Here is a 26,500-nt window from a genome sequence, read left to right on the forward strand (position 1 = left end):
TTTCTGACGTCCACGCTTGGTTTCAAACAGCGTCCCGGCCTGCTCCAGGATCTCCTTTTTCCACTGCCCCACCTGGACCGGATGGACTCCATGCTCCTGTCCGATCTCGTTCGTCGTTTTGACCCCGCGGATCGCCTCCAGGCCGACTTTGGCCTTGAAGGATGCCGTGTACGTCTTGCGCTTCGCTTCGCCCATTATGATATGCCCCTTTTGGTTCGACGCGAGCTTAAATTACTGTCCGGTTTTCAGGGTCCACTATACCCTTGCGCGGTGATGGCGTCCGCCGCGTCGCGCACCAGGGCCGCCAGCCGCCGCTCCTCCGCCAGGGTCACGCGCAGGCGCCGCGCCTCCTTGATCTCGTCGATCTCCATGAAGGTGATCACCGCCCCGTCGATGCGGTGATCCAGCGTCTTGTAGGGCCGCAGCCGCACCGCGTACCAGTGACCGGCGTTGTCCTGCAACTCGAGCGACTCGACCTCCAGGCTGTTGATCACCCGCCGCACCAAGTCCTCCAGGTTCGGCACCTCGATGTTGGGTTTGATATTGCTGATCGGCCGGCCCAGGTCGGTGCCGATCAGGTTCAACAGCCGCTCCGCCTGCGGGGTGAACTGGCGGATGCGCAGCCGGTTGTCCAGCATCAGGATCGGTAGATTGATACTGGCCAGCATATTATTGATGTCGTTGTTGGCGGCGGCCAGCTCGGCGTTACGGCTCTCCAGTTCCTCATTGACCGTGGCCAGTTCCTCGTTGGTGGACTGGAGTTCCTCCTTGGCGGTCTCCAACTCCTCGTTGGTGCTTTGCAACTCCTCGTTGGCGGACTGGATCTCCTCGTTCATGGAGCGCAGTTCCTCGTTGGTTCCTTCCTGCTCGGCAATCGCCGACTGCATGTAATCGCGGGTGCTCGCCAGTTCATGCTCCAGGGTCGCAAGATAGTCGTCCCGCTCCGGATTGGCCGCGCCCTCGGCGACACCGGGTGCGGGCCCGGCCGGTTCCGCGGCGACCGGTGCCACGGCTTCTTCGAACAGCACCAGAAAGCACGGCGCCCCGCCGGCCATCGCGCGCAATGGCAACACCTGGAGATCGACCTGCGCTTCGCTGCCGTTGCTGCGATAGCGGAGCCCGGCCTTGCGGACCGGGACGCCGGAGTCACGCGCCTGCAGGAGCGCGCCACGCAACGCAACGAACAGCCCGCGGCGCACCATCTTGAGCACGTTGAGACTCGCCGCCCCCGGTGCCGGTTCCAGGTAGCGTCCGGTCTGACCGCGAAAGTGCAGAATGTCCCAGTCGGCGGTGAGGATCACCCCGGCCGGGCTGAAACGGTCCAGGATCAACTCCTCGGCTTCCTGTTGCGGACTGCGGCCCGGCGTTCCCAACCGCGGCGGGGGCAGTTCCACCAGCGCGTCCTGGTAGGGGGTCCGCGCCTTGAAGCTGTAACCCTCGCGAGACGCCACGGATTTCTTGGTGTAGAGCTTGGCCGGCTGATCCACCAGGGCAAACAGATCGGCCTGACCACCGATGCTCTCGGAGGGTCCGAGCATCAGGTAACCCTCCGGCTCCAGGGCATAGTGGAACATCTGCAAGACCCGCTTCTGCAGCATCGGACCAAGATAAATCAATACATTGCGACAACACACCAGATCCAGCCGGGAGAACGGCGGGTCTTTCACCACATTCTGCACGGCAAACACACAGAGATCGCGCAGGACCTTGTTGACCTGCCAGCCGCCGGTGACCTTCACAAAGAAGCGCCGCAGCCGCTCCGGGGAGACCTCCGCCTGAATACGTTCCGGGTAGACGCCGCGACGTGCCACACTGATCGCCTGTTCATCGATGTCGGTAGCGAAAATCTGGAAAGGACCGATCAGCCCCGCGTCGCACTCCCGCTCATCGGCGCCCTCGATCAGGGTCATCGCCAGCGAATACGCCTCCTCCCCGGTCGAGCAACCGGGGACCCAGATACGCACCTGGGGCAGGGGCACGGCCTGCGCGGTGCCGTTCTCCCCGGCCGCGGCCGGCGTCGCCCGCGCGGCGAAGATGCGCGGCAGAGCCAGCGCACGCAGCACCTCGAAGGTTTCCGGATCGCGAAAAAAGCCGGTCACGTTGATCAGCAGGTCGTGAAAAAGCGCGTCCAACTCCGCCGGTGTGTTCTGGAGATAACGCACATAGTCGCCCAGTCGTTCCAGCTTGTGGACCAACATCCGCCGGCGGATGCGCCGCCGGATGGTGGACTGTTTGTAGAGCGCGAAGTCATTGCCGGTGCGCGCGCGCAGCAACAGATAGACCTTGTCGAGTGCCTGGCTGGTCTCCTCCCCGAGGTCGGGCTCGGGCGGCTGGCGCTGGCGCAGCAAGGGGTGGGCGGCCATGCGCGCCAGCTCACGCGCGATCTCCGGCGGGGACATCACCAAATCGGCGCAGCCGGCCGCCACCGCGCTCCCCGGCATGCCCCAGTAGGCGGCGCTCGCCTGATCCTGCGCGAAGGTGACACCGCCGGCCGCCTTGATGGCGGCGAGCCCCGCGGTCCCGTCCGAAGCCGTTCCGGAGAGCACCACGCCGATCGCCTGGCTGCCGCGGTCCTGCGCCAGACTGCGCAGAAACTCATCCACCGGCAGGTGACGCCCGCGATCGACCACCCGATCCAGCACCTGCAGCCGTCCGTGCAGAATCCCCAGCGTCACATTGGGCGGGATCGTATAGACACGATTCGGCGCCACGGGCACTCCATTGATGGCCTCCAGGACCGGCATCCGGGTGGCGCGCCCGATCAGTTCAGCCAGCAGGCTCGGGTGCTGCGGGTCCAGGTGCTGGACCAAGACGAAGGCCATGCCGGTGTTGGCCGGCAGGTCCTCGAACAGCAGTCGATAGGCTTCCAGACCACCGGCGGAGGCGCCGATGCCAACCACCGGGAAGTCCTCGCCGATGGTGGGCGCGGCGCCTGGCGCAGCCGTCAGGTCGTGAGACTGATCGCCCTCAGGGGATGCAACCGTCTCCTGAGGCTCCTGCGGTGGCGCCGCACTCGCCGCCGCCGATTCCGATTCCGATTCCGGCCCAATCGTGTTAACCTTTTTTGACATATTCCGGCTCCTGAGTTTCCGGGTCGGGGCAAGGCCTGAGCAAGTCAGGATTCCATCGTATAGACTAAGCGATTAAAGAACGGTTATACGCAAAAAATATCAGTCTCCGCGGCGTTAGGGATCATCGTTCACCATGAGCCAACCGCCCCCCCCCCCCCCCCCCCCCCCCCCCCCCCCCCCCCCCCCCCCCCCCCCCCGCGCGCCCCCCCCCCCCCCCCCCCCCGCGCCGCCCGACCCCGTGACCCCCGTGGCTGAGTTCAGGGATCTCTCGCGCCGCGCACTCGCCGAGCTGCTCGCCGCCCTGCGCCGCGCGACACTGGACCCGGCCGATCTTGGCCGCGTGGTCCAGGATCTGCAAATCCACCAGATCGAGTTGGAGATGCAGAACCGCGACCTGCGCGAGGCCCAGCAAGCGCTGGAGGAGTCCCGCGACCTCTACGCCGACCTGTATGATTTCGCCCCGGTTGCCTATGCCACCCTGACGCGTGAGGGCCGGATCACGCGGATGAACCTCACCGCGGCCCAGTTGCTCGGGGTCGAGCGGGGACACGCAGGGTACCGGTTTCTGACGGCGCGGCTCGCCCCCGGCCATGGGCGCACCCTGCTCGCCGGTCTCGCGCGGGTGCTGGAGTCGGATCAGGAGGAATCGCTCGAGGTCACCCTGGGGCGCCCGCCGCAACCACCGCGCGCATTGCGTCTGATCCTCCGCCGCGAGCGCCCGCGCCCCGCCGCGGAGGATCCGGCGCACTGCCGCTGTGCCCTGTTCGATGTCACCGAGAACCGGCAGGCGCAGGCCGCCGTTGCCGCTCAGCAGCGCTTCCTGCAAGCGGTTATCGACGGGGTTGCAGATCCCATCCTGGTCATCGGCACCGACTATCGCATCCTGCTGATGAACGCGGCGGCACGCGCGGCGGCCGGTGCATCGGACCCGGACGGCGCCGGGTTGACCTGCTACCGTGCCACCCATGGCCGCGACGCCCCCTGCGACAGCCCGGACCATCCGTGCCCGGTGCACCAGGTGCTGGCGGGCGGGACGGCGGTGACGGTGATCCACCGGCATCAGGGCGCCGACGGGGCGTCCCGCTGGGTCGAGCTGGTCGGCTCGCCGCTGCACGGTCCCGCGGGCGAGATCATCGGGATCATCGAGGCGGCGCACGACATCACCGCACATCTGCGGCTGACCGAAGCACTCAGGGAGCGTGAACAGCAACTGGAGCACCTGGCCCAGCATGACCCGCTCACCGGACTGCCGAACCGGCTCTTGTTCAGCGACCGCCTGCAGCAGGCGATCCATCAGGCCCATCGCGAGCACCGCGGCGTCGCCCTGCTCTTCGTTGATCTGGACCGCTTCAAAGCGATCAATGACAGCCTGGGGCACCCCACCGGCGATCTGATCCTGCGGCAGGCCGCCGCGCGCATGCGCGCCCTGGTGCGGGAGAGCGATACCGTCGCCCGCCTGGGCGGGGATGAGTTCACCGTCGCCATCGGGGACTTGGAGCAGACCGACGCCACCGGGCTGATCGCGCATAAACTGGTCGCGGCCTTCCGCCAACCCTTCCTGGTGGAAGACCGGGCGCTCTATGTCACCGCCAGCATCGGCATCAGCCTCTACCCCCTGGACGGCAGCGATGTCGATACCCTGATCCGCAACGCCGACGCCGCCATGTACCGGGCCAAGGATCAGGGCCGCGACACCTTCCGCTTCTACACCGAGGACATGACCACGCGTGCCCTCGCCCAGGTCTCACTGGAGAGCGCCTTGCGCCGGGCGCTGGTGAACGGTGAGTTCGTGCTCCATTACCAGCCGCTGCTCGACCTGGCGACCGGCCGGATCGCCGGCCTGGAGGCCCTGATCCGTTGGCAGCGCCCGGAAGGGGGCCTGATCGGACCCGATGAATTCATCCCGCTCGCCGAGTCCACCGGACTGATCGTGCCGATCAGCGCCTGGGTGGTGCGCACCGCCGCCACGCAGATGAAGCTCTGGCGCCGGCAGGGACTGCTGGCGGGGGTGGCGGTCTGGATCAATCTGTCCAACCGCGACATGCAGAACCGGGGTCTGGCCGAGGAGATCGGGGACATCATCCGCGCGGTCGAGCTCGAACCCGGCGCCCTGGCGGTCGAGATCACCGAGACCTGGATCATGGCCAATCCGGAGTCGGCGTCAGACAACATCCGGGGCCTCCAGGCCTTGGGGATCGCGGTCGGCATCGACGACTTCGGGACCGGGTACTCCTCGCTGGCGGCACTCAAGCGGCTGGCGGTGCAGGAACTCAAGATCGATCGGTCATTCGTGGCCGGGCTCCCCGCGGACGCCGAGGGCTGCGCCATCGCCCGCGCAATCCTCGCGCTCGGCCAGGCGCTGGGGCTCAAGGTGGTCGCCGAGGGCGTCGAGACCCAGGCTCAGGCGGATTTCCTCGAGCGCGAGGGGTGCCGGATGGCTCAGGGTTACCTGTTCAGCCGGCCGCTCCCGGCGACGGAGTTCGCGGCCTATGTCCGGAATCAGAGCGCGGCCCACGCTGCGACCACACCCGATTGATTCCGATCGAAACATCCGGGCTTGCCGCGAAAAATCCAACCCGTAGGAGCCCGCTTGCGGGCGACGGGTGGGGCACAATGACGCGATTCCGGCAGGTCACGTCGCCCGCAAGCGGGCTCCTACGGAGCTTGATTCTTGATAGCGTCTTATTCGGAAATCGCCTAAAGTCCGACAGGCTGCTAGGGGCGGGTTTCAAACCCGCCACTAATAGAGCGGTTGGGGGCAGCGCGCGTCGCACCTTGGGCAAGTGCACGATCCGGCAACCCCGGGGGTGACGACTCAAGGCATCCATGCAATCAGAGACTTGGCGGAGCGTCGAGCATCATGAACCACTCCCCCCCCCCCCCCCGCGGCGTCTGACCCCGAATCGCCCATGCCGACCCTCACCCAACTCACGAACCGCTCACTGGCGGACTTGCTCGACGCGCTGCGCCGCGAGGCGCGCTATCCCTCCGACCAAGCACGCGTACTCCATGAGCTGCAAGTTCACCAGATCGAATTGGAAATGCAGAACCGTGAGCTGCGCGCCGCGCAGCAGGCGCTGGAGGAGTCCCGCGACCGCTACGCGGACCTCTACGACTTCGCCCCGGTGGCCTATGCCACACTCGACCGCCAGGGCCGGATGGTCGAAATGAACCTGACCGCGGCCCGATTGCTGGGGATCGAGCGCGGCCGGACGGTCGAGCCTTTCCTGGGCCTGCGGCTCGCCCCGGGGCAGAACCGTACCCTCCTCAGCGCGATCGGGCGGGTGCTGGCGACCGGCCGGGAAGAGTCCCTGGAAGCGACACTGGGACGCCCGCCGCGACCGGAATGCAGGCTGCGCGTGTTACTGCAATGCGGGCGGCCGGACGCGGACGGGACCGCCCCCGCTACCTGCCGCGCGGCACTCCTGGACGTCACCGAGCAGTGGCACCTGACGCAGCGACTGCAAGAGCGCGAGTCGCAACTGGAGCAGCAGGCCGGACACGACGTGCTGACCGGGCTGCCCAACCGGCTGTTGTTCACCGATCGGCTGAGTCAGGCTATGCAGCGTGCCCGTCGCGAGCACCGCGAGTTGGCCCTGTTTTTCCTCGACCTGGACCGCTTCAAAGACATCAACGACAGCCTGGGGCACGCGGTCGGGGACGAAATCTTGCGGCAGGTGACCCAGCGCCTGCGCGCCCAAGTGCGCGAGGGCGACACGGTCGCGCGCCTCGGCGGCGATGAGTTCACGATCGTGCTGGGCGATCTGGCGCACGGCAGCGATGCCGGACTGGTCGCCCACAAATTGGTCGAAGCCTGCGATCAGCCCTTCGCGGTGGATGGTCAGACACTCTATGTGACGGCCAGCGTGGGGATCAGCCTCTACCCCCAGGACGGCACCGACGTCGACACCCTGCTGCGCAACGCCGACGCGGCCATGTATCGAGCCAAGGAGCAGGGGCGCGCCACCTTCCGCTTCTACACCGAGGATCTAACGGCCCGCGCGTTGGCCCAGGTCTCGCTGGAGACCGCCCTGCGCCAGGCCCTCGTCAAAGGGGAGTTCAACCTCCATTACCAGCCGCAACACGACCTGGAGACCGGCCGCATCCTCGGCTGTGAAGCCCTGATCCGCTGGCACCGCCCGGTGCTGGGGATCGTCGAGCCGGATGATTTCATCCATGTGGCGGAGTCAACCGGACTGATTATCCCGATCAGTGCCTGGGTGCTGCGCACGGCGGTCACCCAGATGAAGACCTGGCGTGCGCAAGGACTGCTGCCACGCGCGGCGGTCTCGGTCAATCTGTCGAGCCGTGACATCCAAAGCCCGAACCTGGCCGAGACCGTCGTCGCGATCCTCGACGCGGTCGGGCTGGACCCCCACGCCCTGGCAGTCGAGATCACCGAAACCTGGGTCATGGCCCGACCCGAGTCGGCCGCCTTCAACATCCAGCGCCTCCAGACCTTGGGCATCGATGTCGGCATCGACGACTTCGGCGTCGGCTACTCGTCCCTGACCGCGCTCAAGCGCCTGGCGGTGCGCGTGATCAAGATCGATCGGTCATTGGTGGCCGGACTTCCGGACGATGCCGCGGGTTGCGCCATCACCCGTGCGGTCCTTGCCCTCGGCCAGGCGCTGGGGCTTAAGGTGGTCGCCGAGGGCGTTGAGACCCAAGCCCAGGCGGACTTTCTCCATCGTGAGGGATGCCGGATTGCGCAGGGTTACCTGTTCAGTCGTGCGCTCCCGGCAGCGGAGTTCGAAGCGTATGTCCGGAACCAAGCCGCGGCTTAGTAACGCTTCAGGGCAGCCTGCATGCCCGCGACGTACCGACTGCTTCCCGCAATTCAGTGACGCGGGTACCAACAGGAGTTTTCGCCCGGGACTACAATAGCCAGTGTAGGGTACGCATCGCGTACCCAATGTCGGCAGTCGCTTCGGCCTGGTGGGTACGCGATGCGTACCCTACGGATTTGCGTCAACACATCAGTTTTGATCGCACCCCCGGCCACGCCATGCGGTGCAGTCGTGGCCCCGTGATATCAGTTTCGTAGGGTGGATAAGCGCAGCGCATCCACCATCAGCCTCGCCGCCGGCACGCTGCCGACGGCGGTCAGCCAAATTTGGAACTGCTGAAGGGCCGAGCCAAGCCGCGGAACTTGACCTCGCTGTCACGACCAAGGCGAATCGTCATCTCAGGGCAAGCGAACGATCAACGACCATGCGCCCCTCCACCGCCTGGACAACCCTGCGCTCGGAGCCCCGATGACCAGTTTCAGGGACCTTTCGAGCCGCGCGCTCAACGACCTGCTCGACGCCTTGCGCCGCGAGGCCCAGAACGCGCATGAGCACACGCGCGTGGTGCAGGAACTGCAAACCCACCAGATCGAGTTGGAATTGCAGAACCGCGAGTTGCGCGCCGCGCAGCAGGCACTCGAGGAGTCGCGCGACCGCTACGCCGACCTCTACGACTTTGCCCCGGTCGCCTATGTCACGCTCGACTGCCGCGGCCGGATCCTACAAATGAACCTGACCGCCGCGCAATTGCTGGGGATCGAGCGGGAACAGGCGCACCCGTTCCTGCGGCGTCACCTCGCCCCGGCGGATGCACGGGCCCTGCTCAGCAGCCTTGGACGCGTGCTGAATACCGGTCAGGAGGAATCCCTCGAGGTGGAATTCGGACGCCCGCCGCACCCGCGACGCGACCTGCGACTGCTGCTGCGCCGCGAACGCCCCGGCGCGGACAGCGACGCCCCCGTGGCCTGCCGGGCCGCACTCCTGGACATCACCGAGACCAAGGCACGGGCCGCGCTGCTCGCCCAGCAAGACTTCCTGCAATCCATCATCGACGGCGTCGCCGATCCCATTCGGGTCATCGGCACCGATTACCGGGTGCTGTTGATGAACGCGGCGGCGCGCGGGTTGGCCGGCAGTGCGGCCCGACCCAACACGGCCCTGCGGTGCTACGGCGCCACCCATGGCCGCGACACCCCCTGCGAGGGCCCGGACTACCCCTGCCCGATGCCCGACGTGCTGACGGGCGGGGCGGTGTCGAAGGTCCTTCATCGGCATCAGACGCCCGCCGGGCAGACGCAATGGATCGAGCTGATCGGCTCGCCCCTGCGCGACGCGCGGGGCCGGATACTGGGGCTGATCGAGTCCGCACACGACATCACTAGGCACTTACAACTAACTGAACAGCTTAAGGAAAATGAGCTTCAGCTGACACGACTGGCCGAGCAGGACCCCCTGACCGGATTGCCTAATCGCTTGTTGTTCAATGATCGCCTGCGCCAGGCCCTGCGCCGGGCGCAGCGGGAACAGCATCTGGTCGCGCTGCTGTTTCTCGACCTGGACCGTTTCAAGGACATCAACGACAGCCTGGGTCACCCCATCGGGGATGCGGTCCTGCGCCTGGCGGCCGCCCGCATGCGGACCCTGGTGCGCGACGGGGACACGGTCGCGCGTCTGGGCGGCGATGAATTCACGATCATTCTGGGCGATCTGGCACAGGGCGGCGATGCCGGACCGGTCGCCCACAAGTTGGTCGAAGCCTTCAAACAACCGCTCGAGGTGAACGACCGTGTGCTCTATGTGACGGCGAGCATCGGCATCAGTCTCTATCCACAAGATGGCGCCGATGTGGAAACCCTGGTGCGCAATGCCGACGCGGCCATGTATCAGGCCAAGGAACAGGGGCGCGACACCTTCCGCTTCTACACCGCCGACATGACCACCAACGCGCTGGCCCAGGTCTCACTGGAGACGGCGCTGCGCCAGGCCCTCGCCAAGGAGGAGTTCAGCCTCTCTTACCAGCCGCAACATGACCTGGAGACCGGCCGCATCATCGGCTGCGAGGCCCTGATCCGCTGGCACCACCCGGTGTTGGGGATCGTCGAGCCAAATGATTTCATTCACTTGGCGGAGTCAACCGGACTGATCATCCCGATCAGCACCTGGGTGGTGCGCACTGCGGCGACCCAAATGAAGACCTGGCGTGCGCAAGGACTGCTGGCGCATGGAGCGGTCTCGGTCAATCTGTCGAGCCGTGACATTCAAAGCCCGAACCTGGCCGAGACCGTCGTCGATATCCTCGACGAGGTCGGGCTGGACCCCCACGCCCTCGCGGTCGAGATCACCGAGACCTGGATCATGGCCCGGCCCGAGTCGGCAGCCTTCAATATCCTGCACCTCCAGACCTTGGGAATCGACGTGGGCATCGACGATTTCGGCGTCGGTTATTCGTCCCTGACCTCGCTGAAGCGCCTGGCGGTGCGGGTCATCAAGATCGATCGATCGTTCGTGGCCGGGCTCCCCGACGACGCCGAGGGTTGCGCCATCGCCCGCGCGGTCATCGCCCTCGGCCAGGCTTTGGGGCTCAAGGTGGTCGCCGAGGGCGTCGAGACCCAGGCCCAGGCGGACTTTCTCCAACGCGAGGGCTGTCGGATCGTTCAGGGTTACCTGTTCAGCAGCGCGCTCCCGGCAGCGGAGTTCGCGGCCTATGTCCGCGACTGGATCCCGCCTCAGGCTGCGCCATGCGGTGCAGTCGCGGCCCCGTGATGGTAGCATCCTGCGACCGCTCAGTTGGCGTTGACCGCCCGACCAGGCTCCCGGTGCCGTCCTGATTGCCGCCGCAAGCGGGGTGGGATGATGCCCGGAAGGGCCTCGATCAAGATTCCGGCCACTTGGGCTCGCCGGGTGCGTAGTCAGGCCATCCTGGCCTGACACCGTCAGGGCTGGATGCCCTGACGACGCACGCCGCTGGCCGGGATTACGGTCAAGGCCCTCGGAAGTAACCAAGGGCGTTGCGCGCTTCCGCAAACCAAACGGACCGATACCCGCATGTACGCAACCCCCGAGACCGACGATGGCTGGATCACGGCGATCCGCGAACCGGACGGCGAGACCCTGGTGGTGGAGGCGCGCTTCGCCCTACCGCGCCGCTTCCGCGATCTGGTCCGCGGACGCGAATCCGAACTGGTGTTCGCGGCGCGCAGCCGCCTGGCAAGGCTCGGCATCAACATCACCCCCTTGGGTGAACCGGTGTTCAACGGACGCGTCTGTGACCTGCGGCTGAGCGTCGTCGCCGCCATCCGCGCCTACGGTATGGCCGAGCATCTGGAACGGCTGATCACGCCCGGACTGCGGGTGGGGCGGCTGGTCTACTGCCCGCGCGATACGCGGCTCTCCTCGACCGAGATTCACGGCCTGATCCAGGACAACCAAATCCAGGTACCCGCCGGCTTCTCCTTGGACGCGCATGGTTATCTCATCCTGCGCCCGCAGCAGCAGCTCTTCCGCTTCCGCAAACCACTGACGTTTCAAGAAGTGAACGCCGTCGCCTACCACGCGGACGGCAAGGAACTGCTCAACCGCCTCCAGGTTCGCACCATGGTGGACAACATCGAGCTGCCGCCCAATGACGGGCTGGTGACGGCCTGCTCCATGTTCCTGCATCGGCATTACGTGGTGCTCCAGAACCTGGACGACTCACTCGGCTTTCACCTCCAGGCCACGGTGCTGGACCCGGTCTCCACCCGCGGCACCAACATCTATCTGGAGTTCATCAACCGCTCCGATCAGCTCATCGTCAACCCCACAGTCGCCGCCACCGTGCACGAGGCCGTGCATTCGGAGCCGCAGCGCCACTATTGGCACGGCGGACCCAAGCCGCTGCCGGCTGCCGCGGAACCGGAGTACCGATCACTCTCGCAGGTCTTCGACCGGCTGGAGGGCTCGCCGTTGTTGGTGCCGGGCTGCCACCGCCTGATGGCCGCGACCACCGACCCGGCCGCCCTGCTCGCGGGCGGCATGCCGGAGTTGCTCTGCGGCCGGTCGGATAACCCGGGGAACCCGCGGGTGCAGCCGGATCCCCAGAGCGACGCCGACCCATCGTCCGTGCTCGATGAGCCGATCGACTGTGCCGGAACCGGGCCGCTCGCCGACCTGCCGGACGGTGCCGGAGCGACCCTGCTGCTCGGCTACTTCCCCAACCTGATCGAACACACCGAGATTTGCGCCGCCGCGCTGCGCCGCCAGATCGCGCGCATCGTCTTCCGCCGCGCCTCCTTCGAGCACGGGGTCTTCCTGTCCGACCGTGACCACGGCCGCCTGGCGGACTACGAGGGCCTGGGTGTCGAGGTCTACTGGTGCAACGAGGCGCGCGGCCATGTGGTGCGGCATGTCTTCCGCGGTTTGCGCGGCTATTTCACCGCGCCGGACATGGTGGACCGCTTCCGCTCCACCCTGGTATTCGCCATCTATGGCTCGATCAAGCCGCTGAGTGAACCCGAGATCGCCTGCACCGAGCGGCTGATCACCAACCTGCGGGGACTCTTCGGCAGCGACATCGGCATTCTCACCGGCGGCGGACCCGGGTCCATGCAGCAGGTCACCGCCACCGCCCACCGACTCGGCCTGATGGTCGGCTCCAGCTTCATCGAGACCATGGACCAGGAGACCAACAAGAGTGCCGATTTCTACCAGACCTTCCAGGCACGCAGCCGCCAGTCGCGACAACGCTGGTTCGAGATCGCGAGCTTCCACCTGTTTCTGATCGGCGGTGTCGGCACCCTGGAAGAGATCGGGCTCACACTCACCGACATGAAGCTCGGGGTCATCGAGTCCAGTCCCATCGTCTTCCTGGACAGTTCGGGCGGAGACTTCTACTGGCAGGGTCTCAAAGATCAGTTTACCCGCATGGCACGCGCGGGGCGCATGCCGACGTCATTGCTGGACAACATCCTGATGACCGCCGATCCGGATGAGGTGCCGCGGTTCTACAAGAAGGCGCTGCGGTTGGGATAGGCACGAAGACTCAAGAAGCGGCAACCCATCCTTGATCGGTGTTCCGGCCGTAGGGTGGACAAGCGCGAGCCGCAGTCCAACCCGTAGGAGCCCGCTTGCGGGCGACGGGTGGGGCACAATGACGCGATTCCGGCAGGTCACGTCGCCCGCAAGCGGGCTCCTACGGAGCTTGATTCTTGATAGCGTCTTATTCGGAAATCGCCTAAAGTCCGACAGGCTGCTAGGTCCGGTTATCACGCTCGACGGCGACAATCCTATTCTTTTCTTCTTTGTGTCTTCGTGTCTCTGTGAGAGGATTCTATTTCTTCCGTGCCGCAGAAGACGAAAAACGATGCTCTCACGGAGACACAAAGACACGAAGAAGAGAAAAAAGAATATCAGTAATAACTTACATTCGCGTATTCTGAAAACCGCCAGGCATCCGAGCGGAATCGAGGTCACGGCCCGCTTGCCGGGCCTGGCGCGGCCAAATCTTTACAACGCGCCTCTGTACCTGCAACGAGTGCATGTCTTACACTCGCAGTAAAGGCGATTCCGACTGCGCAGGTGGCGATAGGGGGATGTTGGTGCGACTTCAGTCGCAACCACAATCGCCCCTACATGTTGGTAGATCCTGTCCCGGAAATCACCTCAGGCGTCTCCTGGCTGCCAAAGCCCGCGAAACCCAATAACAAGAACGCCGCCTGCCGCGGGTGCCAGACCCGATGTCCAAGGCGCGAACACCACCAACCAGAGGAACCGCAAGCAGATGCAAGTCACACGTCGGACCTTCCTGAAGGTCTGCGCCACCGGGGTAGGCACCTCCAGCCTGACCCTGTTGGGCTTCGCGCCCGACACCGCGCTCGCGGAGATGCGCAGCTTCAAACTGGCGCGGGCCACCGAAACCCGCAACACCTGCCCCTACTGCTCGGTCGGCTGCGGCATCCTGATGTACGGTCTGGGGGCCGGGGCCAAGAATGTGCAGGGCCGCATCTTCCATATCGAGGGCGACCCGGATCACCCGGTCAATCGCGGCACCCTGTGCCCCAAGGGCGCGGGACTCTTGGACTTCATCCACAGCGACACGCGCCTGACGCAACCCGAGTACCGCGCCCCCGGCAGCCGCGAATGGCAGCCCATCGCCTGGGATGACGCCTTTACGCGCATCGCCGCCCTCATGAAGGCGGACCGGGACGCCAACTTCGAGGCCGTCAACCAGGACGGCTCGACCGTCAACCGGTGGAACAGCACCGGCTTCCTGGCCGCCTCGGCTTCCAGCAATGAAACCGGCTACCTGACCCACAAGGTCGTGCGCAGCCTGGGGATGCTCGCATTCGATAATCAAGCGCGCGTTTGACACGGCCCGACGGTGGCAAGTCTTGCCCCGACGTTCGGCCGCGGCGCCATGACCAATCATTGGGTCGATATCAAGAATACCGACCTTGTTCTCATCATGGGCGGCAATGCCGCCGAAGCCCATCCGTGCGGCTTCAAATGGGTGACTGAGGCCAAGGCCCATCGCAAGGCCCGGCTGATCGTCGTCGACCCGCGCTTTACCCGCTCCGCGGCGGTGGCGGACTATTATGCGCCGATCCGTGCCGGGTCCGATATCGCCTTCCTGGGCGGGCTCATCAACTATCTGCTGAGCAACGACAAGATCCATCATCAGTATGTCCGGGACTATACGGACATGAGCTACCTGGTGAAGGATGAGTTCACCTTCACGGACGGCATCTTCTCGGGCTATGACCCGGACAAGCGCAAGTACGACAAGGCCACCTGGGGTTACCAGATGGGCGAGGACGGCTACGTCAAGACCGATCCCAGCCTACAGGACCCGCGCTGTGTCTATCAGTTGCTGAAGGCCCATTACGCCCGCTATACGCCGGAACTGGTGGAGCGGATCTGCGGCACGCCGCAGGATGCCTTCCTCAAGGTGGCCGGCATGATCGCGGAGACCGCGGCCCCCGATCGGACCATGACCGTCATGTATGCCCTGGGCTGGACCCAACACTCACAGGGCTCGCAGATGATCCGCACCGGAGCCATGGTGCAATTGCTGCTCGGCAATATCGGCGTGGCCGGCGGCGGTATGAATGCCCTGCGCGGTCACTCCAATATCCAGGGACTCACGGATCTCGGACTGCTGTCCAACCTGTTGCCCGGTTATATGACATTGCCGGGTGAGGCCGAGAAGGACTTCCAGGCGTATTTGACCAAACGCTCACCCAAGCCTCTGCGGCCCGGACAATTGAGCTACTGGCAGAACTATCCCAAGTTCTTCGTGAGCACCATGAAAGCCTGGTATGGGGACGCCGCGACACCGGAGAACAACTGGTGCTACGACTGGCTGCCCAAGCTCGATAAAACCCACGACATCCTGCAAGTGTTCGAGGACATGAACAACGGCAAGATGAACGGGTACTTCTGCCAGGGCTTCAATCCGCTGGCCTCGGCGCCGTGCAAGATCAAACTGTCCGGGGCACTGGCCAAGCTCAAGTATCTGGTGGTGATCGACCCGCTGGCGACCGAGACCTCGGAGTTCTGGCAGAACCACGGCGAATTCAATGACGTGGACCCGACGCAGATCCAAACCGAAGTCTTCCGGCTGCCCTCCAGTTGCTTTGCGGAGGAAGACGGTTCACTGGTCAACTCCACGCGCTGGCTGCAATGGCATTGGAAGGGTGCTGAGCCGCCCGGTGAAGCATTGAACGACCAGGAGATCATTGCCGGAATCTTTCTGAAACTGAAGGCGATGTACAAAAAGGACGGCGGCGCCTTCCCGGACCCGGTCTTGAACCTGACCTGGAAGCACAAACAGCCCACCCATCCGGCACCGGAAGAACTGGCGAAAGAGTTTTCCGGCCGGGCGCTCAAGGACGTGACTGACCCGAAGGACCCCGCCAAGGTCCTGGTGAAAGCCGGCGAGCAACTCAACGGCTTTGCCGAGTTGCGCGACGACGGGTCCACCGCCTGCGGCTGCTGGATTTTCGCCGGCGCCTGGTCCGAGAAGGGCAACCTGATGGCCCGCCGCGACAACGCGGACCCGTACGGCATCGGCCAGAACCTCAACTGGTCCTATGCCTGGCCGGCCAACCGGCGGGTGCTCTACAACCGCGCGTCCTGCGATGCGGATGGCGCGCCCTTCGATCCCAGCCGCAAACTGGTTGGCTGGGATGCAGCGGCCGGCAAGTGGACGGGCTCGGACATCCCGGACTTCAAGGCCGACAGCGCCCCGGCGGACGGCATGGGGCCGTTCATTATGAATCCGGAGGGCGTGGCCCGCTTCTTTGCCCGGGACATGATGGCGGAAGGTCCCTTCCCGGAACACTACGAGCCCATGGAGTCGCCGCTCGCCAACAATCCTATGCATCCGGATAACCCGCTCGCCCGGGCCAATCCGGCGGCACGGGTCTTCAAAGGTGATTGGGAGAGCTTCGGCAGCCCGGCTGAGTTCCCCTATGTGGCGACCACCTACCGGCTGACCGAGCACTTCCATACCTGGAGTAAGCACGTCCGGCTCAATGCCATCGTGCAGCCGGAGCAGTTCGTTGAGATCGGCGAGGAATTGGCGGCGGCCAAGGGCATTACCGCGGGAGACCATGTGCGCGTGCGTTCCAAACGGGGCTTCATCGTCGCCGTGGCCGTGGTCACCAAGCGCCTCAAGACCCTGACCATCGATGGCCGGTCGGTGCATACGGTGGGCATCCCGATCCATTGGGGCTTCAAGGGGGTGGCCAGGAATGGCTATATCACCAATACCCTGACCCCCTTCGTGGGCGATGCCAATACCCAGACGCCGGAGTTCAAGGCCTTCCTGGTGGACATCGAAAAGCTCCCGACCCGACTCCAGGCAAAGGCGTGAGGAGGCGACCATGGCACTGCAATCACTCGATATCGCGGCCCGTTCCGCCACCACCACGCCCTCGCCCTCGGCCCGTCAGGGGTTCGAGGTCGCCAAGCTCATCGACATCTCGAAATGCATCGGCTGCAAGGCCTGCCAGGTCGCCTGCATGGAATGGAACGACCTGCGCGATGAAGTGGGCATCAACCATGGCGTCTATGACAATCCGATGGACCTCACGGATCAATCCTGGACGGTCATGCGCTTCTCCGAGGTGGAGCCGAACGGCCACCTGGAATGGCTGATCCGCAAAGACGGCTGTATGCACTGCGCGGACCCCGGCTGCCTCAAGGCGTGCCCGGCCCCCGGCGCCATTGTCAAATACGGCAATGGCATTGTCGACTTCAACCAGGAGCATTGCATCGGTTGCGGCTACTGCATCACCGGCTGCCCTTTCAATATCCCGCGAATAGCCCAGAAGGACGGCAAGGCGTATAAGTGCACGCTGTGCTCGGATCGGGTGGCGGTGGGCCTGGAGCCGGCTTGTGTCAAGACCTGCCCCACCGGCGCCATCACCTACGGCGCCAAGGACGATATGGTGCAGCACGCGGCCATCCGGGTGCGTGACCTCAATGAACGCGGGTTCGCGCAGGCCGGGCTCTATGATCCGCCGGGAGTGGGCGGAACCCATGTGATGTATGTGCTCCAGCACGCGGACCAGCCGGGGCTCTATGCCAACCTGCCGCAAGACCCGCAAATCGACCCCTTGGTCAGTGTCTGGAAGGGCATCACCAAGCCCTTGGCCATCGCCGCCTTCGCGGCGGTGAGTCTGGCCGGACTCTTCCACTACATCACCAAAGGTCCCAATGAGGTCTCCAAAGAGACCGAGAAGGAGGTCGAATAATGCAACGCGATCCGCGCGATCTGATCCGTTACACCCCGAGCGAGCGACTAAACCACTGGATTGTCGGTATCAGCTTCATTTTGCTGGGGCTCTCGGGGCTCGCCCTGTTCCATCCGGCCTTCTGGCCCTTCACCCTGCTCTTCGGCGGGGGGACCTGGACGCGCATCATCCACCCCTATCTGGGGGTGTTAATGGCCCTGGCCTATGTGGTGATGCTGATCCGCTTCACCCGCCTGAACCTGATGACCGCCACCGACTGGCAATGGATCAGGCGCGTCCGCGAGATGGTGGACGGGGATGACCACAACATGCCCGAGCAGGGCAAGTACAACGGCGGCCAAAAAATCCTTTTCTGGCTGCTCTTCTGGTGCATGCTCCTGCTCATCCTCTCCGGCATCCCCTTATGGCGCACCTGGTTCAGCTTCCCGGTGGAGTGGGTGCGGCTGGCCGCCGTGGTCCATTCCGGCAGTGCCGCGGTGATGATCGGCCTGATCATGGTCCACGTCTATGCCGCCATCTGGACCAAAGGCACCATCCGCGCCATGTGGTACGGCACCGTGACCCGCGCCTGGGCCAAACAGCACCATCGGGCTTGGTATAAGGAGGCGACGAAAGAGGGGTGAGGAGAGGATGCGGGCCTCGATCAAGATTCCGGCCACTTGGGCTCGCCGGGTGCGTAGTCAGGCCATCCTGGCCTGACACCGTCAGGGTTAGAAGCCCTGACTACGCACGCCACTGGCCGGGATTACGATCAAGGCCAGGATGCGAGATATAGCCATCGGACGTGATAACCGGACGTAGGGGCGGGTTTCAAACCCGCCCCTACACCAAGGCTCTGTCCGGATATCAGGTACGAAGGCTATATCGACGAAGCCAGGGATGGCGGATCTGCCGAATCTAAGACGGTCTCTTGCTTGGATTCTGACGATTGTCGAAGACGGAGTGCACGACAATCTCATTTATACTTATCGCGAAGTCCTTCATGAACCGCTTGCCAGTCATGGAGTTCCAGCCCCCCGCTGGTAATCGCTGTAGCGCTTATCCAATTCTTTTTTCTGCCACTCAGGCAGAGGAAGATCGGGACTGCTTGCCGCGATCGAATCCCAGATGTCTTCAACCAGCAGCAGTTTTTCGGACAGGCTCAATTCGCTGATCTCTTTTTGATCTCTTCCGGCCTCATATAGCCTTCCAACCGGATATCCGGACAGACCCTTGGCGTGGGGGCGGGTTTGAAACCCGCCCCTACGTCCGGTTATCACGTCCGATGGCTATAACAACGCCTCCTTCTCGGAGAGTGGTAAGCTCGACGTCGACGACTCAAGCGCCAGACAAACCGCCAGGCGGGCGAGAGTCGATCAGATGCGGGCGCAACTGTCAAGCAGTTGCGTTCGCGTCGAAGTCTTTGTGATCTTTGTGTCTTTGTGTGATAACTGCTTTTTCCAGGATCACAAATATCACCCATGCCCAGCACTATCCTCCAACCCGGCCAACTCGAACCCGCGGCCGGGGTCTTCCCGACGCTGCGTCTGCCCGCGCCGGGACTATTTGCCGGCCGTGCGCACCGCCTCCGCACCTTGGCGCCCGACCACGCCCTGGAGCCCTTCCTGCGCTTTGCGGCCGACCTGGCGGAGTGCCAGGAACGCCTGTGGGAAGGACTGGCACCCGAACCGCTACCGGCGGACGCACTGCTCGCGCACTGCCGGGAGGCGGCCATGCCGCCGCTGGCCGCGCCTTCCTGGTGGCCCAGTCCCGCCTGGCGTGAGTTGGTGCGTCGGCTCGCCGCGGAACTGGCGCCCCAGGCACCGGACCCCGCGGCCTTCAGCCGGCTAACCGGGGCTGAAAACGACTGGCTGGAGGCCCAGGCCCGCGCACTCCTGACCGGCGACGGCAGCGGGCTGGACCTGGGCGCCGCCCCGCTGATCGGTGCCGCGCTGCAAGTCTGCTGGACGGCCGCCGCGGCCCGGCTCGACTCGGAGGTCATCGCCCCGCCCGGCCTGGGCCAAACCCAACCAGGGGTCTGCCCGGTCTGCGGCTCGCCGCCGGTGGCCGCCGTCCAGCGCATCGGCGGAGCGGTGGACGGACTGCGCTATCTGCACTGCGGACTCTGCGCAAGCGAATGGCATGTGGTCAGAGCCAAATGCAGCCTGTGCGACAACAGCCGCGGCCTGGCTTATCTCAGCCTGACCGCACGCGACGCCGCGGACGCCACTCAGGGCCCCCAGCCCGCGGTGCAGGCCGAGACCTGCCCGGAATGCCGCGGCTACCTCAAGCTCTGCCGACTGGATCGGGACCCACACCTCGATCCCTGGGCCGATGACCTGGCGACCCTGGCCCTGGACCTGCTGGTGGATCAGGAGGGGTTCGAGCGGGCTGGACTCAACTTCCTGCTGCTACAAGGGGAGGCGGCGACGCCCGGATAATGGCAGGGCAGCGCATCCGTGCGCTGATTCCAGTTCCCGAACCCCGCAACGAACACCATAAGGATTGTCTATCGTGCATAGCGTCCTCTCCCCACACCGACCACCGTCGGTCGATCGTCTCCTCGGATGGCCGGCCCTGGCGCCGCTGTTGCTCGAGTATGGCCGCCAGCCGGTGCTCGCCGCGGTGCGCGGACTGCTCGATGACCTGCGGGGGCGGCTCGCAGCCGGCGAGGAGATCGGTGACCCATTCGCCGAATCCCGCATCGCCGCCGGTCTCGCCGAACGTCTGGCCCGATCCGAGGCGCCCCGACTGCGGCGCGTCTTCAACCTGACCGGCACCGTCCTGCACACCAACTTGGGCCGCGCCCCCCTGCCGGAGGAGGCCGTGGCTGCCCTCACCCTGGCCGCCCGGGAGCCCTGCGCCCTGGAATATGACCTGGCGAGCGGCGCCCGCGGCGACCGGGACAGCCTGGTGGAGGGCTGGATCAAGGATCTGACCGGGGCGCAAGCCGCGACCGTGGTGAACAACAACGCCGCCGCGGTCTTCCTGCTGCTCAACACGCTGGCCCTGCGCAAGGAGGTGCTGGTCTCCCGGGGCGAACTGGTGGAGATCGGCGGCGCCTTCCGGGTCCCGGACATCATGTCGCGGGCCGGCGCACGCCTGAAGGAGGTCGGCACCACCAACCGCACGCATGCCCGTGACTTCGCGGAGGCCATAGGACCGCGCACGGGGCTGGTCATGAAGGTCCACACCAGCAACTATGCGATCCAGGGCTTCACCGCCGCGGTCCCGGAGCGGGAGCTGGCGGGGCTCGCCCATGACCGCGGGTTACCCCTGGTGGTGGACCTGGGCAGCGGCACCCTGGTGGACCTGGCCCCGTACGGCCTGCCCCACGAACCCACGCCCCAGGAGACCCTGGCCAACGGGGCGGATTTGGTGACCTTCAGCGGGGACAAACTCCTGGGCGGACCCCAGGCCGGCATCCTGGCGGGCCGTGCCGACCTGATCGCCCGCATCAAGAAGAACCCTTTGAAGCGCGCGCTGCGCCTAGGCAAGCTCACCCTGGCCGCCCTGGAGGCGGTGCTGCGCCTGTATCGGGACCCGGAGCGACTGGCTGAGCGTCTGCCGACCCTGCGTCTCCTCACCCGCCCGGCCGCTGAGATCGCGGCCCTGACAACCAGCCTGCTGCCCGCCCTGGCGCAGGCCCTGGCGGACTGGCCGGTGACGGTCGACACCGCACCGGTGCAGAGCCAGATCGGCAGCGGCTCACTGCCGGTCGACCGGTTGCCCAGCCAGGCCCTGGTGATACGGCCCAATGGCAGACGCGGCGGCCTGCTGCGCGATCTGGAGACGGCCCTGCGGCAACTCCCCATACCGATCATCGGCCGCACCGCCGATGGCGCACTGTGGCTCGACCTGCGGTGCCTGGAAGACCCGGAGACCTTCCGCGGCCAACTCGCCATCCTTGCGCACCGCGCAGTGCCCGCGTGATCATCGGCACCGCCGGTCATATCGACCACGGCAAGACCGCCCTGGTCCGCGCGCTCACCGGGGTAGATACCGACCGTCTGCCGGAGGAAAAGGCCCGCGGCATCACCCTGGACCTGGGCTATGCCTACCAAACCATCGCGTCCGGCGCCATCCTGGGCTTCGTGGATGTGCCGGGTCACGAGCGCCTGGTGCACACCATGGTCGCCGGGGCCGCCGGAATCGATTGCGTCATCCTGGTGGTCACGGCGGACGACGGACCCATGCCCCAGACCCGCGAGCACCTCCAGGTGCTGGACTTGTTGAGCCTGGACCACGGCCTAGTGGCCCTGACTAAGATCGACCGGGTGTCATCCGAGCGTGTCGCCCAGGTCGAGAGCCAGATCCGCGCCCTGCTGCACGGGACCGGGCTGGCGGCGGCGCCCATTTTTCCGGTCAATGCCTTGAGCGGTGACGGCATCCCGGCGCTGCAGCGGCACCTTGAGACCATCGCGGCCCGGCTTCCGCCCCGGCGCAACGGCGGACGCTTCCGGCTCGCGGTCGACCGCAGCTTCAGCATCGCCGGCGCCGGCACCGTGGTGACCGGCCTGGTGCTGGACGGCCGGGTGCAGGTGGGTGATCGCCTGCTGGTCTCACCCGCGGGCCTGGCCGCGCGAGTACGCGGCATCCATGCCCAGAATCAGCCGGCACAGCAGGGCTTGGCCGGTCAACGGTGCGCGCTGAACCTGGCCGATCTGCATCGGGAAGCGGTCGGCCGCGGCGACCTGGTACTCGACCCCGATCTGCATCTGCCCACCCGCCGACTGGACGTCCAGGTGCGGGTCCTGGGCACCGAGGCCGGGCCGCTCAAGCACTGGACCCCGGTCCACTGCCACCTGGGCGCCGCCCATGGCACCGGTCGGCTGGCCGTGCTGGACGGGGAGACCATCGCGCCCGGCGCCACGGGTCTGGCCCAACTGGTGCTGGACGCGGACCTGGCGGCCGTACGCGGTGATCGCTTCATCCTGCGCGACCAGTCCGCCCGCCGCACCCTCGGCGGCGGGTGGGTGCTGGACCCGGAGCCGCCCGCGCGCGGCCGGCGCCGACCGGCCCGGCTCGCCCTGTTGGCCGCGCTGGCTGAACCGGACACCTTGACCGCGGCCGTTGCGGCACTCGAACTGGCGGCACAGGGCCTGGACCTGGATCGGTTGAGGCGCCAGTGGAACCTGGACCAGGCAACCACCTCGGCCCTTACGGATCGGCCCGGTTGCGTGCGGATCGACACGGCTGCCGGGCCGCTGCTGTTCGCTCCCCAGCATTGGCAGGCCCTCGCGCAACGGGTGATCGACGCGCTCCGCGCCGCCCATCAGGAGCATCCGGACCAACTCGGTCCAGACCGGGAACGCCTGCGCCGCATCGCCGGCCCGGCCATGACCCGACCGGCCTTTGGCGCCTTGCTCGACACCTTGGCCGCTCATGGAGAGATCGTGCGTGCCGGCCCCTGGATTCACCTGCCGGGCCATGCGGTACGGCTCGCGGAGCGCGATGAGCAACTGTGGCGGGACGGAATCAGCCCCTTGCTGAACACCAAACCCTTCGACCCGCCCCGAGTCCGGGACCTGGCTCGCGCCCTGGATCAGGACGAAGACAGCATCCGCCAACTGCTCAAGCGCCTGGCCGCCATGGGCGAAGTCGAGCGGGTCGCCCATGACCATTATTTCACCAGCGCCGCGGTGGCCGACCTTGCGGCCATTGCCCTGCGTTTGAGCGAGAGCGCCGGTGAGGCGCGCGCCGCGGAGTTCCGGGACGCCATTGGAACCGGCCGCAAGCTCGCCATCCAGATCCTGGAATATTTCGACCGGATCGGGTACTCGCGCCGCATCGGTGACGGTCACCGGGTCTTCCGCGATAGCTTGTTGGCCCGTTAGCGCTGAGAACTATGGCAGACACGTTGGCGCAGCGCCCAGCAGTTCCAGTTTTGGGTGGCTGCCCCCGGCAGCGAGGCTGATGGTGGATGCGCTGCGCTTATCCACCCTACAGAACCGGCTCCGCTGTAGGGTGGATAAGGCGCGCCGCTCGGTGTCCGGGACCCGACACGGTGGTCGCGCGCGCCGCATCCACCAGGGGCTGCGCGATGCTGCCCATATTTGGAATTGCTGCGCAGCGCCCGTCGAACCGTTGTCAAACAGCCGGGTTGGATTATAGTCTGCGGATAGAAATCTACGTTCACGACGATCCTAAGGACTCGCCTTGCATCGACGCAGAAGACGCAAACGACCATGAACATCGAATCACTGAAAGACACCCTCAAGCGCGAGTTACCCGAGTGGCTGCGGCAGGACGCGGATTTTCGCGCCTATGTCCTGGACCTGACGCGACAGCAGTCTGCCGACCGCGCTCAGACCGAGGACCGGTTCGACCGGCTATTGGCTGAGTTACGCCGGGATCGCGAGGACCAGAACCGCAAGTGGGAAGAGCAGAACCGCAAGTGGGATGAGAATAACCGCAAGTGGGACAAGCAAGACCACAGGTGGGAGGAGCAAAACCGCAAGTGGGACGAGCAAAATCGTAAATCTGACGCCATGCTGGCGGAGATGCGCGAGGAGTTCCTCCGGGTCCACGCCGAGCTCAAGGCCCAAAACGACAAGCACGAGCGCAGCATCGGCGCCCTGGGTGCGCGTTGGGGGATGCAGTCGGAGCAGGCCTTCCGGGACGCCCTGGCCGGCATCCTGGAGAAGAATTTCGATGTCCAGGTACTCAACGTCAACGAGTTCGACGACCAAGGAACCGTCTTTGGCCGGCCGGAACAAGTGGAGTTGGACGTCATCATCAAGAACGGCCTGCTGATCCTCTGTGAGCTGAAATCGTCCATCGACAAGGCCGGCATGTACATTTTCGAGCGCAAGGCGCGTTTCTATGAGCAGCTCCACCAGCGCACCGCCAACCGGCTCATCGTCATCTCACCAATGATCGACCCGCGGGCGCGCAAGGTCGCCGAGAAGTTGGGGATCGAGACCTACGGAGATTCCATCTACGTCGAGCGCCTGTGACTGCCGGATCCTGGTGTGTCTAGTACCCCACTCCAACTTAAGTTGCGGCGTCATTCCGGCAGGATGCCGGAAGGAAGTCGCCATGGATGGTAGCTCGCAGCGCGCACGGACCTGCAAGATAAGGTAGAACGCCCCACATGGTGAGATCGCACCCTGACCTTTCGCAACCGCCCTTGACCGACCAAAATACGCATGGCCCGGCGGGACGAGGGCGCGGTCGTCCACTGCGCCCGCCTTCCAACCGGTGCCCCACGAGGCGTGTCGGAAGCGACTTGTGCCGGTGAGGTTTCGAGCCCCTTCGCCGAACTGAAACGCTACGGTCCCGGTACCGCAACACCGGCGTGCGATGATCGCGCATCCTGACCGTCAAGTGTTCGGCGCTCGCCCTCCCCCATGTCACTCGAGCACAGCTCAGCGCTGCACTCCAGCCTCCCTGCCTGGCAGGACCTGCGCCCGCGCGACCTGTGGCGCTGGCCGCTGGACGCCTTGGCGCGCCCCCTGGATCGGGTCACCTTGCGTGCGGCGGCGGCCCTGGCGCGGCGCCAGGTTCGCACCATCGCGCATTGGGAGCGGGTGCTGCCGGACCGCGACCCCTTCATCCTCGTCGCCAATCACGGCTCGCGCCGCGAGACCGTCTATCTGACCGCGGCCCTGATGCTGGCCCGCGGCGGACGCCCGGTGCACTTCCTGGCGGACTGGAATTTCCGGCTGATCCCAGGGGTCGGCTACCTCTACGCCCGCACCGGGGCCATCACGGTGACACGCAAGGATGCCCGCCCGCGCGTCATGAACCGGCTCAAGCCCTTGTTTCTCGATGAGACACCCGCCCTGGAGCAGGCCCGGGCGCGGCTCCTGGCCGGCGATTCGCTCGCCCTGTTCCCGGAGGGCACCATCAACCGCGATCCGCGCCGGTTACTGCGCGGGCGCTGCGGTGCGGCGCGCCTGTCGCTGGAGACCGGTGCGCCGATCCTCCCGGTGGGCATACGCTTCCTCGGCAGTTCCGAAGGGACCGGCCGCGGCGCTTCCGGGCAGCCCATGAGCATCCATCTCGGTGCCCCGCTGATCCCCCCGCTCCACGCTGGAACGAACAGCGCAACCCGCAAGGCATCGCTCGCCGACGTGCGCGCCTGGCACGCCGAGGTCATGGCGGCCATCGGCACACTGTGCGGCAAGACCTGGTCACCGACCACGCCCCCGACGGCTCGGCCCGCCGGCGGACCCGTCACCTTCCCAACCATCGAACCTCGCGCCATCGGCCCAGGAGGGGCCCCCCGTGCTGAAAAAGCCCAAGGTCATTCGCGTCGACGATGCCCAGACCCGTCAGGATGCGCTCGCCGTCCTGCGCGCCACCTATCGGGACGAAAAGGGGTGGGTGGAACAGGCCGAGTCCCAACTGCCGGAGTCGGATCTCACCAGCCAGCAGGTCTCCTGGTTTATCGTTTACCGCGGGCGGGAGCCCGCCGGAGTGCTGCGCGTCTATTACGACCCACCGGTCGCCCAGTATCGCGCCTACAACGTCACGCTGTTGAATCGCGAACTGGACGTGGATCGTTTTCTGTCCACCAACCGCATCGCTGAGATCGGGCGCTTCGCCATCTGCCCGCACTACCGCCGCAGCCTACTGATTTCAGTGGCCCTGATGCGTGCGGCCACCCGTGAGACGGTGGAACGGGGCTTCACCCACTACATCACCGACGTCTTCGAAGACGACGCCCACAGCCCCTACGGCTTTCATACACGGGTCATGGGGTTCGCCCCCGTTGCGACCCACGAACACGGCGAATTGCACTGCAAGAGCCGCCGCATCACCCTGATCCTGGACCTGAAAGCCGCCTACAACCACCTGCGTCGTCGCCGGAACTGGATCTTCCGCTCCCTGACCGCGGACTGGGACGAGGGACTGCATCGGCGCTTGGCGGTTTAGCTGGGACCCCCTTTGCGCGGTTGCGCTAAACCGCACCCAG

Annotated in this window: 15 protein-coding genes and 1 pseudogene; 13 read left to right on the forward strand and 3 right to left on the reverse strand. The window is 65.7% G+C overall.

Annotated elements, in window-relative coordinates; translation table 11 throughout:
• The coding region (locus A39O_RS0125590) for an IS3 family transposase (RefSeq protein ID WP_020507509.1) at window positions 1-195 on the reverse strand (195 nt) is incomplete at its 3' end.
• A 50-nt stretch (window positions 196-245) separates the two neighbouring features.
• On the reverse strand, window positions 246-3,071 hold the full coding sequence (locus A39O_RS0125595) for a chemotaxis protein CheB (RefSeq protein ID WP_020507510.1): 2,826 nt from the start codon (window positions 3,069-3,071) through the stop codon (window positions 246-248).
• A gap of 247 nt (window positions 3,072-3,318) precedes the next feature.
• On the opposite strand from A39O_RS0125595, the gene A39O_RS35180 reads away from it, so the two are divergent.
• The 7 genes from A39O_RS35180 to A39O_RS0125635 all read left to right on the forward strand — a co-directional run bounded on the left by A39O_RS35180 (window position 3,319) and on the right by A39O_RS0125635 (window position 18,221).
• The gene (locus A39O_RS35180) at window positions 3,319-5,607 is read left to right on the forward strand and encodes a putative bifunctional diguanylate cyclase/phosphodiesterase (RefSeq protein WP_020507511.1); all 2,289 of its coding nucleotides are present in this window, start codon (window positions 3,319-3,321) and stop codon (window positions 5,605-5,607) included.
• A 373-nt stretch (window positions 5,608-5,980) separates the two neighbouring features.
• Window positions 5,981-7,858, forward strand: a complete 1,878-nt coding sequence (locus A39O_RS35185; RefSeq protein ID WP_020507512.1) for a putative bifunctional diguanylate cyclase/phosphodiesterase — start codon at window positions 5,981-5,983, stop codon at window positions 7,856-7,858.
• A gap of 471 nt (window positions 7,859-8,329) precedes the next feature.
• Window positions 8,330-10,624 (forward strand): putative bifunctional diguanylate cyclase/phosphodiesterase, encoded by a 2,295-nt coding sequence (locus A39O_RS35190; RefSeq protein ID WP_020507513.1) that lies wholly within the window; start codon window positions 8,330-8,332, stop codon window positions 10,622-10,624.
• A 282-nt stretch (window positions 10,625-10,906) separates the two neighbouring features.
• Window positions 10,907-12,871, forward strand: a complete 1,965-nt coding sequence (locus A39O_RS0125615; protein ID WP_020507514.1) for an LOG family protein — start codon at window positions 10,907-10,909, stop codon at window positions 12,869-12,871.
• Window positions 12,872-13,619: 748 nt separating this feature from the next.
• On the forward strand, window positions 13,620-16,715 hold the full coding sequence (gene fdnG, locus A39O_RS0125625) for a formate dehydrogenase-N subunit alpha (protein ID WP_157640413.1): 3,096 nt from the start codon (window positions 13,620-13,622) through the stop codon (window positions 16,713-16,715).
• 10 nt (window positions 16,716-16,725) lie between these two features.
• Window positions 16,726-17,598 carry a formate dehydrogenase subunit beta gene (gene fdxH / locus A39O_RS0125630; RefSeq protein ID WP_020507517.1) on the forward strand — a complete coding sequence of 291 codons (873 nt, stop codon included), beginning with the start codon at window positions 16,726-16,728 and terminating at the stop codon, window positions 17,596-17,598.
• Window positions 17,598-18,221 (forward strand): formate dehydrogenase subunit gamma, encoded by a 624-nt coding sequence (locus A39O_RS0125635; RefSeq protein ID WP_020507518.1) that lies wholly within the window; start codon window positions 17,598-17,600, stop codon window positions 18,219-18,221. Before fdxH ends, A39O_RS0125635 begins: the two co-directional genes overlap by 1 nt.
• Before the next feature lie 375 nt (window positions 18,222-18,596).
• On the opposite strand, the gene A39O_RS39305 is transcribed toward A39O_RS0125635, so the two are convergent.
• Window positions 18,597-18,743, reverse strand: a complete 147-nt coding sequence (locus tag A39O_RS39305; RefSeq protein WP_245561981.1) for an addiction module protein — start codon at window positions 18,741-18,743, stop codon at window positions 18,597-18,599.
• A 315-nt stretch (window positions 18,744-19,058) separates the two neighbouring features.
• Between A39O_RS39305 and fdhE the strand changes: the two genes are divergently transcribed.
• The 6 genes and pseudogenes from fdhE (at window position 19,059) to A39O_RS0125670 (ending at window position 26,460) form a co-directional block, all read left to right on the forward strand.
• Complete coding sequence (gene fdhE, locus A39O_RS0125640; protein WP_020507519.1) at window positions 19,059-20,018, forward strand: formate dehydrogenase accessory protein FdhE; 960 nt, start codon at window positions 19,059-19,061, stop codon at window positions 20,016-20,018.
• 73 nt (window positions 20,019-20,091) lie between these two features.
• Window positions 20,092-21,510, forward strand: a complete 1,419-nt coding sequence (gene selA / locus A39O_RS0125645; RefSeq protein ID WP_026199741.1) for an L-seryl-tRNA(Sec) selenium transferase — start codon at window positions 20,092-20,094, stop codon at window positions 21,508-21,510.
• Entirely contained in the window at window positions 21,507-23,414 is a 1,908-nt protein-coding gene (selB, locus tag A39O_RS0125650) for a selenocysteine-specific translation elongation factor (protein ID WP_020507521.1), read from the forward strand. The genes selA and selB overlap by 4 nt, the downstream gene beginning before the upstream one ends.
• 351 nt (window positions 23,415-23,765) lie before the next feature.
• On the forward strand, window positions 23,766-24,536 hold the full coding sequence (locus A39O_RS0125655; protein WP_020507522.1) for a PD-(D/E)XK nuclease family protein: 771 nt from the start codon (window positions 23,766-23,768) through the stop codon (window positions 24,534-24,536).
• A 393-nt stretch (window positions 24,537-24,929) separates the two neighbouring features.
• Window positions 24,930-25,508, forward strand: a pseudogene (locus tag A39O_RS43710) (lysophospholipid acyltransferase family protein); the annotation flags it as partial.
• Between the two features lie 301 nt (window positions 25,509-25,809).
• Entirely contained in the window at window positions 25,810-26,460 is a 651-nt protein-coding gene (locus A39O_RS0125670; RefSeq protein WP_020507525.1) for a GNAT family N-acetyltransferase, read from the forward strand.
• Window positions 26,461-26,500: the final 40 nt, after the last annotated feature.

This window comes from Lamprocystis purpurea DSM 4197 (assembly GCF_000379525.1).
GTDB classification, from domain to species: domain Bacteria; phylum Pseudomonadota; class Gammaproteobacteria; order Chromatiales; family Chromatiaceae; genus Thiodictyon; species Thiodictyon purpureum.